11 protein-coding genes are annotated in these 14,845 nt (G+C 59.7%); 6 read left to right on the top strand and 5 right to left on the bottom strand.

What is annotated here, in order from left to right; all coding sequences use genetic code 11:
• Nucleotides 1-5: 5 nt before the first annotated feature.
• Nucleotides 6-572 carry a CsiV family protein gene (locus tag D882_RS0102005; RefSeq protein ID WP_027921680.1) on the bottom strand — a complete coding sequence of 189 codons (567 nt, stop codon included), beginning with the start codon at nt 570-572 and terminating at the stop codon, nt 6-8.
• 10 nt (nt 573-582) lie between these two features.
• Entirely contained in the window at nt 583-4,032 is a 3,450-nt protein-coding gene (gene mfd, locus D882_RS0102000) for a transcription-repair coupling factor (RefSeq protein WP_027921679.1), read from the bottom strand.
• 363 nt (nt 4,033-4,395) lie between these two features.
• Here mfd and D882_RS0101995 point away from each other — a divergent pair, with 363 nt between their 5' ends.
• A complete protein-coding gene (locus D882_RS0101995) occupies nt 4,396-5,859 on the top strand; it encodes a glyceraldehyde-3-phosphate dehydrogenase (RefSeq protein WP_027921678.1) in 1,464 nt (487 codons plus the stop codon).
• A 160-nt stretch (nt 5,860-6,019) separates the two neighbouring features.
• Here D882_RS0101995 and D882_RS0101990 read toward each other — a convergent pair whose 3' ends face one another.
• Complete coding sequence (locus D882_RS0101990) at nt 6,020-7,318, bottom strand: MFS transporter (RefSeq protein ID WP_027921677.1); 1,299 nt, start codon at nt 7,316-7,318, stop codon at nt 6,020-6,022.
• 159 nt (nt 7,319-7,477) lie between these two features.
• Here D882_RS0101990 and D882_RS0101985 point away from each other — a divergent pair, with 159 nt between their 5' ends.
• Nucleotides 7,478-8,527 carry an FAD:protein FMN transferase gene (locus tag D882_RS0101985; protein ID WP_050590134.1) on the top strand — a complete coding sequence of 350 codons (1,050 nt, stop codon included), beginning with the start codon at nt 7,478-7,480 and terminating at the stop codon, nt 8,525-8,527.
• A gap of 208 nt (nt 8,528-8,735) precedes the next feature.
• On the top strand, nt 8,736-10,130 hold the full coding sequence (gene sthA / locus D882_RS0101980) for a Si-specific NAD(P)(+) transhydrogenase (RefSeq protein ID WP_007907752.1): 1,395 nt from the start codon (nt 8,736-8,738) through the stop codon (nt 10,128-10,130).
• A gap of 42 nt (nt 10,131-10,172) precedes the next feature.
• Here sthA and D882_RS0101975 read toward each other — a convergent pair whose 3' ends face one another.
• Nucleotides 10,173-10,895, bottom strand: coding sequence for a glycerophosphodiester phosphodiesterase family protein (locus D882_RS0101975; RefSeq protein ID WP_027921675.1), 723 nt, complete (start codon nt 10,893-10,895; stop codon nt 10,173-10,175).
• Between the two features lie 14 nt (nt 10,896-10,909).
• Complete coding sequence (locus D882_RS0101970) at nt 10,910-11,488, bottom strand: PilZ domain-containing protein (RefSeq protein ID WP_027921674.1); 579 nt, start codon at nt 11,486-11,488, stop codon at nt 10,910-10,912.
• Nucleotides 11,489-11,582: 94 nt separating this feature from the next.
• Between D882_RS0101970 and D882_RS0101965 the strand changes: the two genes are divergently transcribed.
• The 3 genes from D882_RS0101965 to D882_RS0101955 all read left to right on the top strand — a co-directional run bounded on the left by D882_RS0101965 (nt 11,583) and on the right by D882_RS0101955 (nt 14,831).
• On the top strand, nt 11,583-12,833 hold the full coding sequence (locus tag D882_RS0101965) for a lipoprotein-releasing ABC transporter permease subunit (RefSeq protein WP_027921673.1): 1,251 nt from the start codon (nt 11,583-11,585) through the stop codon (nt 12,831-12,833).
• Between the two features lie 7 nt (nt 12,834-12,840).
• Nucleotides 12,841-13,524: a lipoprotein-releasing ABC transporter ATP-binding protein LolD gene (lolD, locus tag D882_RS0101960; protein WP_167360488.1), complete on the top strand. Its 684-nt coding sequence runs from the start codon at nt 12,841-12,843 to the stop codon at nt 13,522-13,524.
• Nucleotides 13,525-13,586: 62 nt separating this feature from the next.
• On the top strand, nt 13,587-14,831 hold the full coding sequence (locus D882_RS0101955; protein ID WP_027921671.1) for a lipoprotein-releasing ABC transporter permease subunit: 1,245 nt from the start codon (nt 13,587-13,589) through the stop codon (nt 14,829-14,831).
• The last annotated feature ends 14 nt before the right edge of the window (nt 14,832-14,845 follow it).

Genomic DNA, 14,845 nt, shown 5'->3' with positions numbered 1-14,845 from the left:
TTCAATCAGTCCGGTATTTCATCGGGGACTGGCCGAGGCGCAGGGGCGGTGAGCGAGGTGATCTTGATCAGCAGGCCGAGGTGGCCGTTGTCGAGGAAGTTCAGCAGGCCGTTCTTGGTGTGGCTTTCTTGCTTGAGGCGTTCGCTGGCGGTGACCATACCATTGCCGTCGATCTGGTTGACCCAGAAGTCGGCATCAACGTCCGTGAAGCGCCCCAGTTTCAGGTTCAACGTGCCCTCGATCGGGAACTGACCATACTGATCCTTGCCATCGCTGATCGCCACTTTGCTGGCTTGTTCCCCGAGGGTTTGTTGCCAGGCTTTGTGCAGCAACACGGTGTAGTTAGCACTGGCCCTGAGTTTTTGCACTTCGTTATTCAGGTTCGGCGTACGCAAACTGTCCTTGCTGATGGGTTGCGCCCCGGCAGCCCAGTCTTCTGGCGCGGCGCGGCTGATGATAGCGGGTACGGCGTTTTGCCGGACCAGGATCATTTCAATCTGATACAGATCATCGGCAAACGCCGTGGGTGCGACCAGCGTTATCAGCAGGGTCAGTGAACGAAACAGGCGCATGCGGCGTCCTTCAAGCAGTTTTCGGGATAAGGAGCTCAAGCAGCGCCTCTACAGTATTAAAGCGTTCTTCCGAGCGCTCCATCGGCACCATGAATTTAAACATCGTGGCACCTTCGAATTTGTAGCGTTTGGGCTGGCCCTGAATCAGTTTGATCAGCGTCAGCGGGTCGACCGGTGTCTGTGCCGCGAACTCGATTCGGCCACCTTGCGGGCCGCCGTCGACTTTCTTGATGCCCAGCAATTCGGCCTGCAACTTCAGCGCCGTGATGCGCATCAGGTTCTTGGTCGGCTCCGGCAACAGGCCGAATCGGTCGATCATCTCGACTTGCAGGTCCTTGAGGCCTTCTTCGTCAGTGGCCGAAGCGATGCGTTTGTAGAGAATCAACCGAGCATGAACGTCCGGCAGATAGTCTTCCGGAATCAACGCCGGTACGCGCAGATTGACTTCCGGGCCGCCGCCCAGCGGCTGATCGAGGTTCGGCTGCTCGCCTTTGCGGATCGACTTCACCGCGCGTTCGAGCATTTCCATGTACAGCGTAAAGCCAACCGCCTGGATCTGCCCGCTCTGCCCATCGCCCAACAGCTCGCCAGCGCCACGGATTTCCAGGTCGTTGGTGGCAAGCACGAAACCTGCGCCAAGGTCCTGGGTGTTGGCGATCGCTTCCAGGCGCTTTTCCGCATCCGGAGTGATCTGCTGGCGTGGTGGTGTCAGCAGGTAAGCGTAAGCCTGGTGGTGACTGCGCCCGACACGGCCACGCAACTGGTGCAACTGCGCCAGGCCGAACTTGTCGGCGCGCTCGATGATGATGGTGTTGGCGCTCGGCACATCGATGCCGGTTTCGATAATGGTCGAGGCAATCAGCACGTTGAAGCGCTTGTGGTAGAAGTCGCTCATCACTTGTTCGAGTTCGCGTTCGCGCATCTGCCCATGGCCGATGCCGATCCGTGCTTCCGGCACCAGTTCGGCGAGGTCGGCGGCGCATTTCTCGATGGTCTTCACGTCGTTGTGCAGGTAATAAACCTGGCCGCCACGCAGCAGCTCGCGAAGCAGGGCCTCTTTGACCGTGCTCTTGTTCTGCTCCATGACGAAGGTCCGCACCGACAGGCGACGGGCCGGCGGGGTGGCGATGATCGACAGGTCGCGCATGCCCGACACGGCCATGTTCAGCGTGCGCGGAATCGGCGTGGCAGTCAGGGTCAGGATGTCGACTTCGCTGCGCAGGGCCTTGAGCTGTTCTTTCTGACGCACACCAAAGCGGTGTTCTTCGTCGATGATCACCAAGCCGAGGTTCTTGATCTTCACGTCATCTTGCAGCAATTTGTGCGTGCCGATCACGATGTCGATCTTGCCTTCGGCCAGGTCCGCGACCGCGGCGTTTACTTCCTTGGTCGACTTGAAGCGGCTCATCACTTCCACGGTCACCGGCCAATCGGCGAAGCGGTCGCGGAAGCTGTTGTAATGCTGTTGGGCGAGCAGGGTGGTTGGCACCAGAATCGCCACCTGCCGGCCGCCGTGCACCGCGATAAAGGCGGCGCGCATGGCCACTTCGGTCTTGCCGAAACCTACGTCGCCGCAGACCAGGCGATCCATCGGTTTCGGTGCGAGCATGTCGGCACGTACCGCTTCGATGGTGGTTTGCTGGTCGGGGGTTTCTTCGAACGGAAAGCCCGCGCTGAAAGTTGCGTAGTCGGCTTTCGGGTCTTCGAACGCATAACCTTCGCGGGCGGCGCGACGGGCATAAATGTCGAGCAACTCGGCGGCGACATCGCGCACTTGTTCGGCGGCTTTGCGCTTGGCTTTTTGCCAGGTTTCGGAGCCGAGACGGTGCAGTGGGGCCAAGGCATCATCGCTGCCGGTGTAGCGAGCGATCAGGTGCAGGTTGGCCACCGGCACGTACAACTTGGCGCCTTCGGCATATTGCAACGTGAGGAATTCGGCGGCCTGATCGTCGATCTCCAGCGTGGCCAGACCGAGGTAGCGACCGACGCCGTGATCGATGTGCACCACTGGCGCGCCTTCGCGCAGCTCAGTGAGGTTCTTGATGACCGCATCGTTGTTGGCGTCGGCGCGTTTTTCGCGACGACGGCGCTGCATCACGCGCTGACCGAACAACGGACTTTCGGCCACTAACGCCAGGGCCGGATTGTCGAGCACCAGGCCTTCGTCGAGCGGGGCGATGGTGATTGCCAAGCGCTCTTTGCTCGCGACGAAGTCCGGCCAGCTGTCGACGGTTTTCGGCCGCAGTTTCAGGCGCTCGAGCAATTCCAGCAACACTTCGCGACGGCCCGCCGACTCGGCTGTGAACAGCACGCGTCCGGGGAATTCGTCAAGGAAACCCGCCAGCGCCGCCAATGGCTGAGTGGCCTTGGCTTCGATGGCCAGGTTCGGCAGTTCCCGCGCCGGGAAACGCTCGCGGCCGACACCGGGTTCCACGTCCTGTTGGCTGGCTACCACGCGGGGCCAGTTCTTCAGGCGGGCAAAGCAATCTTCCACCGGCAGGAACAACTCGGCCGGCGGTAATAAAGGACGGGACGGGTCGACGCGGCGCTCTTCGTAACGGTTGCGCACGTCGTTCCAGAAATTTTCCGCCGCTTGCTCGATGCCGGGCAGGGAAAACACTTGCGTGTCCTGTGGCAGGTAATCGAACAGCGTGGAGGTGTCGTCGAAAAACAGCGGCAGGTAGTACTCGATACCGGCCGGTGTGATCCCGCTGCTCAGGTCTTGAAAGATCGGGCAGCGGCGGAAGTCGACATCGAAGCGCTCACGGAAACGTGCCTTGAAGCGAGTGACCGCATCTTTTTGCAACGGGAATTCACGCGCAGGCAACAGGCGGACGGTGTCAACTTTATCGATGGAACGCTGGTTTTCCGGATCGAACGTGCGCAGCGTCTCGATTTCGTCATCGAACAGATCAATGCGGAACGGCAGTTTGCTGCCCATCGGAAACAGGTCGATCAGCGAGCCGCGCACCGTGAACTCGCCGTGCTCGTACACCGTGTCGACGTAGCGATAGCCGCTGGCTTCAAGCCGGGTGCGCATTTGCTCGACGTCGAGTTTCTGGCCGACGTCCAGCACCAGGCTGCTGCCGAGCAGGAACTTGGTCGGCGCCAGGCGATGCAGGGCCGTGGTGATGGGCACCACCAGCACGCCATGGCTCAGCTCCGGCAGTCTATAAAGGGCGGAGATGCGCTGGGAAATAATGTCCTGGTGCGGCGAAAACAGATCGTAGGGCAGGGTTTCCCAGTCCGGGAAATGCAGCACGGGCAAATCCGGGGCGAAGAAACTCAGCTCCTGTTCCAGCCGCTCGGCACTTTGGCTGTCGGCGGTCAGCAGTAGGGTAAAGCGCTTGGCAGCGCTGGCAGCCTCGGCGATGGCCAGGCTGAGGGCGGCACCGGGCAGGTTGCCCCAGTGCTGTTTACCTGCCGCGGCAGGGAGAAGCGGTAGACGCAGAACGGGCACGGAAGGTTGAGCTCCAAGCGTTGCGACAAAGTCGGTAATTGTAGCGGCCCCGGGTGCCGCCTGTCAGTTGCAGACTGTGTCTATTACGCAGGTTTGGCGAAATGTAGTGGTAAAGACAAAATCCGCCGGTTTTTTACTGATATTTGCCGATTATGTAGTGGCAAAACCAACCAGTGTTACGGAGGGTTACGGACAAGGTAGCGTTGTCTCCAAAAAATTGACTGCGCTGGAAGCCCCGGTTTTATTGGGCTTCGGCGCAGCGTGATTTTTTTGAACAAGAAAATGTTACGGATCGCACGACAAGCGCGCATTGCTACGGGAGGGAGTCGGCGGCATAATGTAGCCCCTTTTTTCTGCCCCTACATGTGGAAGGTTCCCGTGACTCAGAAGCCCGACCAGTGTCTTGGTGAATGGATCGACCGTGAAGCACTCGCAGAAGCGATGATTCCGCTTATCGGTCAGCTCTACCGCAATAACAACGTGGTGAGCTCGATCTATGGCCGCAGCCTGATCAACCGTTCAGTCATTGCGATTCTCAAAGCTCACCGCTTTGCCCGTCATCGTCAGTCCGATGACAGCGAATTGTCCGTCCACGAAACATTCCCGCTGCTCAAAGCGATGAGCGAGCTCAAGCTCGGCGCCGCTTCGGTAGACCTGGGCAAGCTTGCGGTCAAGTTCAAGGCCGAAGGCAAAGGTCGCACTGCCGAGCAGTTCGTCCGTGAAGAACTGGCTGACGTCGTTGGTCAGCAGAACGTTTCCGCTCGCAAAGGCACCGACGTTGTCCTGTACGGCTTCGGTCGTATCGGTCGTCTGCTGGCGCGTATCCTGATCGAGAAAACCGGTGGCGGCGACGGCCTGCGTCTGCGCGCCATCGTTGTCCGCAAGGGCGCCGAGAACGATCTGGTCAAGCGTGCAAGCCTGCTGCGTCGTGACTCGGTTCATGGTCCGTTCGACGGCACCATCACCATCGATGAAGCCAACAACACCATCACCGCCAACGGCAACCTGATCCAGGTTATCTACGCGAAGAACCCGACTGAAGTGGATTACACCCAGTACGGCATCAAAGACGCGCTGCTGGTGGACAACACCGGTGTATGGCGCGACGCCGAGGGCCTGGGTCAACACCTGGCTTGCCCGGGTATCGACCGCGTTGTTCTGACCGCGCCGGGTAAAGGCAAGCTGAAGAACATCGTTCACGGCATCAACCACGGTGATATCACTGCTGACGACAAGATCGTTTCTGCCGCTTCCTGCACCACCAACGCCATCGTGCCGGTGCTCAAAGCTGTGAACGACAAGTTCGGCATCGTAAATGGTCACGTTGAAACCGTTCACTCGTACACCAACGACCAGAACCTGATCGACAACTTCCACAAAGGCGATCGCCGTGGCCGTAGTGCCGCGCTGAACATGGTGATCACCGAGACCGGTGCTGCCACTGCTGCTGCCAAGGCACTGCCTGAGCTGGCCGGCAAGCTGACCGGTAACGCGATCCGCGTTCCGACGCCAAACGTGTCGATGGCCATTCTCAACCTGAACCTTGAGAAAGCCACCACTCGTGAAGAGATCAACGAGTACCTGCGCCAGATGGCCATGCACTCCGATCTGCATAAGCAAATTGACTACGTCAATTCGCAGGAAGTGGTGTCCACTGACTTCGTTGGCTCGCGCCACGCAGGCGTTGTGGATGCTGAAGCAACCATCACCCAAGACAACCGCGTTGTTCTGTACGTTTGGTACGACAACGAATTCGGTTACAGCTGCCAGGTCGTTCGCGTGATGGAAGACATGGCCGGTGTAAACCCGCCAGCGTTCCCGCGCTAAGCGTTAGCAACACTTGAAAACGCCCCGACCTAGGTCGGGGCGTTTTTGTTTGTGCGTTGATCGCTCCCATGCTCTGCGTGGGAATGCCTCAATGGACGCTCCGCGTCCGCTTTTCGGCAAGGACGCGGAGCGTGGGAGCGATCTTGCTGGAGAGTGCAGATCAGGCGCCGCCGACTACGGCCGCTTTCGCCGTCCGCAGCTCATGCTTATTCCCCCGGAACAACACCAGCGTCGCGATCAACCCCAGCACCGCCGCACCACTGAGCCAGATCCCCGGCGCAGCCTTGTTGTCCAGCACATGAATCAGATACGTACACGCCGCCGGGGTAAACCCGCCGAACGTTGCAGTCGCCAGGCTGTAGGCCAAAGAGAACCCGGTCGTACGAACCTCGACCGGCATGATCTCGGTCAGCGCCACCACCATGGCGCCGTTGTACGAGCCATACAGGAACGACAGCCACAACTCGACAATCAGCAAATGGCTGAAGCTCGGGTTTGCCACCAGCCACGACAGGGCCGGGTAAGCGGTGAGGATTGCCAGAATCGTCGCCGCCAACAGTAGGGGTTTGCGCCCGATCCTGTCGGACACGGTACCCATCACCGGCAGCCAGAAGAAGTTCGACAGGCCGATACACACCGTCACCAGCAGCGCATCCAGGTCCGACAGATGCAGTTCGGCTTTACCGAAAGTCGGGGTGTAAGCGGTGATCAGGTAGAACGACACCGTGGTCATTACCACCAGCGCCATGCCGGCGATAACAATGCCGAAGTTCTGACTGATCGAGCGGATGATGTCCCGCAGGGTAGGGCGGTGTTTACGCGCCTGGAACTCCGGCGTTTCTTCCAGCGAACGTCGAATCACGAAGATCACTGGCACGATCATGCAGCCGATCAGGAACGGCACGCGCCAGCCCCAGTCACCCATTTGTTCCGGGCTGAGCCAGTGGTTCAAACCGACGCCCAGCAGGCCGGAGAACACCACCGCGGCTTGCTGGCTGGCGGACTGCCAACTGACGAAAAAGCCCTTGCGACCCGGCGTCGAAATCTCGGCGAGGTACACCGACACGCCGCCCAATTCCACGCCGGCCGAGAAGCCTTGCAGCAGTCGACCGAACAAAACGATCAGTGGCGCCGCGACGCCCAGCGTGGCGTAACCCGGCACGCAGGCAATCAGTACCGTGCCAGCGGCCATCATGGCCAGGGTGATGATCAAGCCTTTGCGACGACCATGACGGTCGATGTAGGCGCCGAGGAAAATGGCCCCCAGCGGACGCATCAGGAAGCCTGCTCCGAACGTGGCCAGTGACAACATCAGGGAGGCGAAGGCGCTGTCGGCAGGGAAGAAGGTTTTAGCGATGGCCGTGGCGTAAAAGCCGTAGACCATAAAGTCGAACATCTCCAGGAAGTTTCCGCTGACGACGCGAAAAATTGCTTTGCCTTTGCTCGTATTGGAAGACATCTCTAGGTACTCACGCTGGATCTTGTTTGAAAACGCTGCGCCTGTGTGTGGCGGTCGTAAGTCCGGTCACCGCTATCGCGAGCAGGCTCGCTCCCACAGGTTTTGCGTTTGACTGACGGGCGCAGGCAGACCTCGCGCTCATGCGCTCTGATGCCCATAATGGCGGGCGCGGTTTTGAGGGGAGATGAAGATTTGTTAACTGGACGATGGGGTGGGCTTGTGGTGCTGGCCGGCATTTTGTGCGGTTGTGGCAACGGCGACAGCCTGGAAAGCTTCGGCGGCCCGACCATGGGCAGCACGTATTCGATCAAGTACCTGCGCCATCCCGGGCTTCCCGCCCCGACGGAAGTTCGTGTTCAGGTCGAAAAGATCCTCGCTGAAGTCGATCAACAAATGTCGACCTACCGCAGCGACTCCGACATCGAACGCTTCAACGATCTGCCCGCTAATCGCTGTCAGAAAATGCCCGCGCCGATCCTCAAGCTGGTGCGTGTCGGTGAGCGTCTGTCGGAACAAAGCGAAGGCTCCTTCGACCTGACGGTGGAACCGTTGCTTAACCTTTGGGGCTTTGGCCCGCAGGCCCGGGAAGAAAAAATCCCCACCGCTCAAGCGCTGGCCGAAGTGCGGCCGCGAGTCGGTTACCAGCACCTGCGTATTGATAATGATCAGCTGTGCAAGGACGCGGCGGTCGAGGTCGACTTCAACAGCATTGCCGCCGGTTACGCGGTCGATACGATTGCCGAAAAACTTGACGCAATGGGCATCCACAACTACCTCGCCGAAGCTACCGGCGAACTCAAGGCCGCCGGCAAGAAGCTCGACGGCTCACCCTGGCGCATTGCCCTGGAAGAGCCTCGAGATGACCAGCAAGTGGCAGAGCGCATCATTGCCGTCGACGGTTATGGCGTTTCCACGTCTGGTGACTACCGAAACTATTTCGTGCAGGACGGTCGGCGATATTCCCATACCTTTGATGCGCGAACCGGTACACCGATCCTGCACACCCTGGCGTCAGTCACGGTGATTCATCCTTCGGCGTTGATGGCCGATGGACTATCGACGCTGTTGCTGATTCTCGGCCCTGAACGGGGTTGGGACTATGCCCAGGCACATGACATTGGTGCATTCTTTGTGATTCGTGCCGATACAGGTTTCGTCACACGAACCAATCAGGCTTTTGAACGCCTCAGTGGCGGCAAAGTCGAGTGATGGCAATGATTCAAGCGGTGAAGACTGGCGTTGTAGTGCAGGCAAAACTAGCCTACGACGCGACCAAGGGTTAATGTGCGCGGCGTTGACGCTTCTATAGACTGTGTCCGGGTTCTGCACTGGCCCCAAATTGTTCCTTCACGCCGCAGATCGGCGTGATTTAGCCGCAGGGCGCCGATGGCGCCGCGGCCTGTTCTGAGGAGTACGCATGGCTGTCTACAACTACGACGTGGTGGTGCTGGGTTCCGGCCCGGCGGGAGAAGGCGCGGCAATGAACGCCGCCAAAGCAGGGCGCAAGGTCGCGATGGTCGACAGCCGTCGCCAGGTCGGCGGCAACTGCACCCACCTGGGTACCATCCCGTCCAAGGCACTGCGTCACTCGGTCCGGCAGATCATGCAGTTCAACACCAACCCGATGTTCCGGGCCATTGGTGAGCCGCGCTGGTTCTCGTTTCCGGACGTGCTGAAAAGCGCCGAGAAAGTCATCTCCAAACAAGTCGCCTCGCGCACTGGCTACTACGCCCGTAACCGTGTCGACGTGTTCTTCGGCACCGGCAGCTTCGCCGACGAACAAACCATCGAAGTGGTCTGCGCTAACGGCGTGGTCGAAAAACTGGTGGCCAAGCACATCATCATTGCCACCGGCTCGCGTCCGTATCGCCCGGCCGACATCGATTTCCACCACCCGCGTATCTACGATAGCGACACCATCCTCAGCCTCGGCCACACCCCGCGCAAACTCATCGTTTACGGCGCCGGCGTGATCGGTTGCGAATACGCATCGATTTTCAGTGGTCTGGGTGTACTGGTCGAGCTGGTGGACAACCGTGGTCAGTTGCTGAGCTTCCTCGACTCGGAAATTTCCCAGGCGTTGAGCTACCACTTCAGCAACAACAACATCACGGTCCGCCACAACGAAGACTACGACCGCGTCGAAGGCGTGGACAACGGCGTGATCCTGCACCTCAAGTCCGGCAAGAAGATCAAGGCCGATGCCTTGCTCTGGTGCAACGGTCGTACTGGCAACACCGATCAACTGGGGCTGGAAAACATCGGCGTCAAGGTCAACAGCCGTGGCCAGATCGAAGTCGACGAAGCCTACCGCACCTGCGTACCGAACATTTATGGTGCCGGGGACGTGATCGGCTGGCCGAGCCTGGCGAGTGCCGCCCACGACCAGGGTCGTTCGGCTGCTGGCAGCATCGTCGATAACAACAGCTGGCGCTTCGTGAATGACGTGCCGACCGGCATCTACACCATTCCGGAGATCAGCTCGATCGGCAAGAACGAGCAGGAGCTGACCCAGGCCAAGGTGCCGTACGAAGTGGGCAAGGCGTTCTTCAAGAGCATGGCGCGTGCACAGATCGCGGGCGAGCCTCAGGGCATGCTGAAGATCCTGTTCCACCGCGAAACCCTGGAAGTGCTGGGCGTTCACTGCTTCGGTTATCAGGCGTCGGAGATCGTGCACATCGGTCAGGCGATCATGAGTCAGCCGGGCGAACTGAACACCCTGAAGTATTTCGTCAACACGACGTTTAACTACCCGACCATGGCTGAAGCCTATCGGGTAGCGGCGTACGATGGCCTCAACCGGCTTTTTTGAGCGGCTCCGGCCGGTGGCCTGAGCCGGCCGGGGAGACCGATTTCAGCAATTCTCGAGCGTGGCGCTGGCCAAACCGGGAAAGTCTGTAATCAGGCTGTCAACGCCGAAGTCGGCGAGTCTGCGCATCAGCGCGGGCTCGTTGACTGTCCACACAGACACATGCAGCCCCTGACGCTGCGCCTTCTGCAGGCGTTCCGGCGTACACAGCGTCCAGTTCAACGCCAGAATGTCACAGCCATAGCTTTGCGCGACCTTCAGCGGGTCGAGCCAGGCGTATTCGGCTACCAGGCCGCGAGACACATCCGGCACCAGGTCCAGCGCAGCTTTGAGCACTTCGCGTGAACTGGAGGTGATCGTGACCTTGTCGAGCAGGCCGAAACGCTGAGCCATTTCACGAATTGCCAGCACCGTAGTCGCGGCGCGGGTGCGTGAAGCGCTTTTGACTTCCAGCTGCCAGTGATCGAAGTCGCACTTTTCGAACAATTCTTCCAGCGTCGGAATCGGGCAGGGTTTGATCCAGCCCGGGCCACCTTTGCGTGCGTCGTAAGTCACCAGTTCGGCCGCCGTGTGTTCGACGACTTTGCCGCGACGGTCAGTGGTGCGCTTGAGTGTCGGGTCATGGATGACCATCAACTCGTTGTCCATGGACAGGTGCAGGTCCAGTTCGCAACGGCGCACGCCGTGCTTGAGGCATTCCTGAAAGCTGGTCAGGGTGTTTTCCGGTGCTTCGCCCTTGGCGCCGCGATGGCCGTAGATGAGGGTCACGGTTCTTCCTTAAATTAGATGCCTGATTCGTTTTCGCGGGCCAGTCGTCGTTCCTGGGCCTGCTTCTGCAAAATGTAGCGGGCCAGCAATTGCCGCTGGGCATCGGTCGGGCGTTCGAACTCGGTGCCGACGTCAAAGGCGCCCGCCTTGCGGTCGCAATGGGTGACGCGGGCTCGCAGCAACAGGCCGAGGGCTTGCGGCATCAACACCAGTTTGACCGACAGGTGCGCGCCCACGGCGATAGGCGTCGGGTACTGAAAGTCGATGCCACCTTCGGAAATAATCACCGGCTGCGGCTCGCCAATCTGCCCGAGCACGGTGATTGCAATCACCTGGCTGAGTAAATCGATGCGTTTATTCTGGGATTTCAGGAACGCCGCGAGGTTGCGGTCACGTTCACTGATCTGGCGTAGCAGGTGTTGCGACTCGAATTCGCTCAGGTGCAGTTCGCTGAGCAAGTTGAACAGTGGAGAAGCATCCTGCAACACTTCAAGGCCTGCGGCCTCGGGAGCGGACAGGGTCCGAATTTCCAGTGCGATCGTGTCCTCGATACGGTAGTATTCGCGGCGATCTTCTTCATCTAATGTCGACATGGCGAACCCATGGTAGCGGCGGTGGTCTGAGTGTAAAGCTGGTTATCGACCCCCGCCACAAGGACGTTCCTTTTCCCTCCGAACAAGCCCCGACATGTTCAGACCTCTCTTCGTATTTATTGGCACGCGTTATACCCGTGCAAAGCGTCGCAATCATTTTGTGTCGTTCATTTCCCTGACTTCAATGATCGGTCTCGCCCTTGGCGTGGTGGTGATGATTGTGGTGCTGTCGGTCATGAACGGCTTCGATCATGAGATGCGCACCCGCGTGCTGGGCATGGTGCCTCACGCGACCATCGAGTCCAGTGAGCCGATCAGTGACTGGCAAAGCCTGGCCGCCAAGGTCAAGCAAAACCCGCAGGTGACGGCCGTGGCGCCGTTTACCCAGATGCAGGGTTTGCTGACCAACAATGGCAAAGTCTCCAAAGTCCTGCTCAATGCCATCGATCCTGCGCTGGAGCGCAACGTCTCGATCATTGATAACTTCATGCAGCAGGGCAAACTCGACGATCTCGTGCCGGGTGAATTCGGCATCGTCATCGGCGACAAGGCCGCGGCCAAGCTCGGTGCGGCCCTCGGCGACAAACTGACGTTTGTCGCGCCGGAAGTCACCGTGACCCCGGCCGGCATGTTCCCGCGCATGAAACGCTTTACCGTGGTCGGCATCTTCCATGTCGGTGCCGGTGAGCTGGACGGTTATCTGGGCATCACCAATTTGCAGGATCTGGCCAGGCTGCATCGCTGGAAGCCGGATCAGGTGCAGGGCATCCGCCTGAAGTTCGACGACCTGTTCCAGGCGCCACGCACCGCGTGGAGTATCGCTCAACAACTGGGCGAAGACCGTTATTACGCCCGCGACTGGACCCGTACCCACGGCAATCTGTATCAGGCCATCCGCATGGAAAAAGCCATGATCGGCCTGCTGTTGTTGCTGATCGTCGCCGTTGCCGCATTCAACATCATTTCCACATTGGTGATGGTGGTGAACGACAAGAAGGGCGATATCGCGATTCTGCGCACCCTGGGCGCCACGCCACGCACGATCATGGCGATTTTCATGGTGCAGGGCACCGTCATCGGCGTGGTCGGTACGCTGATTGGCGCTGTGGTCGGGATCTTCGCCGCGCTGAACGTCAGCGCCGCGATCTCGGCCCTAGAAGGCGTGATCGGCCATAAATTCCTCAACGCCGACGTGTACTTCATCGATTACCTGCCGTCGCAAGTGCAGAGCCAGGACGTCTTGATGGTCTGCGGCGCCGCGTTGGTCCTGAGTTTCCTCGCCACCCTTTATCCAGCCTGGCGTGCCGCGCGCACCCAGCCTGCGGAGGCGCTACGTTATGAGTGAGTCGGGCATGAGTGATAAAGCAATCTTGAGCTGCCGCAACCTGGGCAAATCCTACGAGGAAGGCCCGGAGTCGGTGGAAGTGCTGGCCGGTCTGCAACTGGAGTTGCACCCGGGCGAGCGTGTGGCGATTGTCGGCACCTCGGGTTCGGGCAAAAGTACCTTGCTCAACCTGTTGGGCGGCCTGGATACGCCGACCAAGGGCAGCGTCTGGCTTGACGGTGAAGAACTGTCGGCACTGAGCGAGAAGAATCGCGGTTTGCTGCGTAACCGCTCCCTCGGCTTCGTGTACCAGTTCCACCATTTGCTGCCGGAATTCACCGCGCTGGAAAACGTCTGCATGCCGTTGCTGATCGGCAAGACTGCGATCCCGGAAGCACGTCAGCGCGCCACGGCCTTGTTGGAGCGGGTAGGGCTGGGCCATCGCCTGGAGCACAAGCCGTCCGAGTTGTCCGGCGGCGAACGTCAGCGCGTCGCCATCGCCCGCGCCCTGGTGAACAAGCCAGGCCTGGTGATGCTCGACGAGCCGACCGGCAACCTCGACTCCCACACCGCCCAGGGCATTCAGGATTTGATGCTGGAACTCAGCACCTCGATGCGCACCGCGTTCCTGGTGGTGACCCATGACATGAACCTGGCTCGCCAGATGGATCGCGTCCTGCATTTGCAGGAAGGTTGCCTGACACCCATCTGATTGACCGAAACCCGGCGTCTTGAACGACGTCGGGTCTTTTATTTTTATACGGTGCCCAGCGAATGTTCAGACCGTTATCGATCTTCATCGGCGCGCGCTATACCCGCGCCAAGCGCCGCAATCGCTTTGTTTCCTTCATCTCGATGACTTCGATGATCGGCCTCGCCTTGGGTGTGCTGGCGATGATCGTGGTGTTGTCGGTGATGAACGGCTTTCAGCGCGAAATGAGCTCGCGAATCCTCGGCATGGTGCCGCACGCAACCATCGTCGGCGTGAACCCCATTGACGATTGGCAGCCGGTTGCAGCGGCCGCGATGAAAAATCCGGAAGTCACGGCCGCGGTGCCGTTCACCGAGATGGAAGGCATGCTGTCCTACAAGGGCTCGATGCAGCCGATCCAGGTCAGCGGCGTCGATCCGGCATTGGAAGGCGAGGTCTCAATCGTTGCCAAGCACATCGTTCAGGGGCGTCTGGATGCCTTGAAACCGGGTGAGTTCGGCGTGGTGATTGGCGAAATCACGGCGCGGCGTTTCCGTTTGAACGTCGGCGACAAGATCACCCTGATTGTGCCGGAAGTCAGCACTGCCCCAGGCGGGATTACCCCGCGCATGCAGCGCCTGAACGTGGTTGGCGTGTTCAAGGTCGGGGCTGAACTGGACGGTTCGATGGCGTTGATCCACATGGCCGATGCCGCACAAATGCAGCATTGGGAGCCGAATCAGGTGCAGAGCGTGCGCCTGGCGGTGAAGGATCTGTACGCCGCGCCGCAAGTGTCGAGCGACATCGCCAGCGGTTTGGGTGCTGCCTACAAGGCTGACGACTGGACCCACACCCAGGGCAGTCTGTTCAGCGCGATGAAAATGGAAAAAACCATGATCGGCCTGCTGTTGCTGATGATCGTCGCAGTGGCGGCGTTCAACATCATCGCGACCCTGATCATGGTGGTGAACGACAAGGGTGCGGACATCGCGATCCTGCGCACCATCGGCGCCACGCCGGGGCAGATCATGGCGATCTTCATGGTTCAGGGCACCGTGATCGGGATTGTCGGGACCTTGATCGGCGGCGTGTTGGGCGTGATTGCGGCGTTGAACGTCAGTGAACTGGTGGGCTGGATCGAGCGGGTGAGTGGGCAGCACATTTTCAGTTCTGACGTGTACTTCGTCAGTAACCTGCCTTCGGAATTGCAGGGCGGGGATGTGCTATTGATTTGCTCGGCGGGGTTTATCTTGAGTTTCCTGGCCACCGTTTACCCAGCGTGGCGTGCGGCGAAGATCGAGCCGGCTCACGCGTTGCGGTATTCGTAACGCCTGAAATCGCC

It is taken from the genome of Pseudomonas sp. URMO17WK12:I12 (assembly GCF_000514395.1).
In the GTDB taxonomy this organism is placed as follows: Bacteria; Pseudomonadota; Gammaproteobacteria; order Pseudomonadales; family Pseudomonadaceae; genus Aquipseudomonas; species Aquipseudomonas mucoides.
Note: the sequence above shows the minus strand (reverse complement) of the source record. Positions and strands in the feature narration are given on the sequence as shown.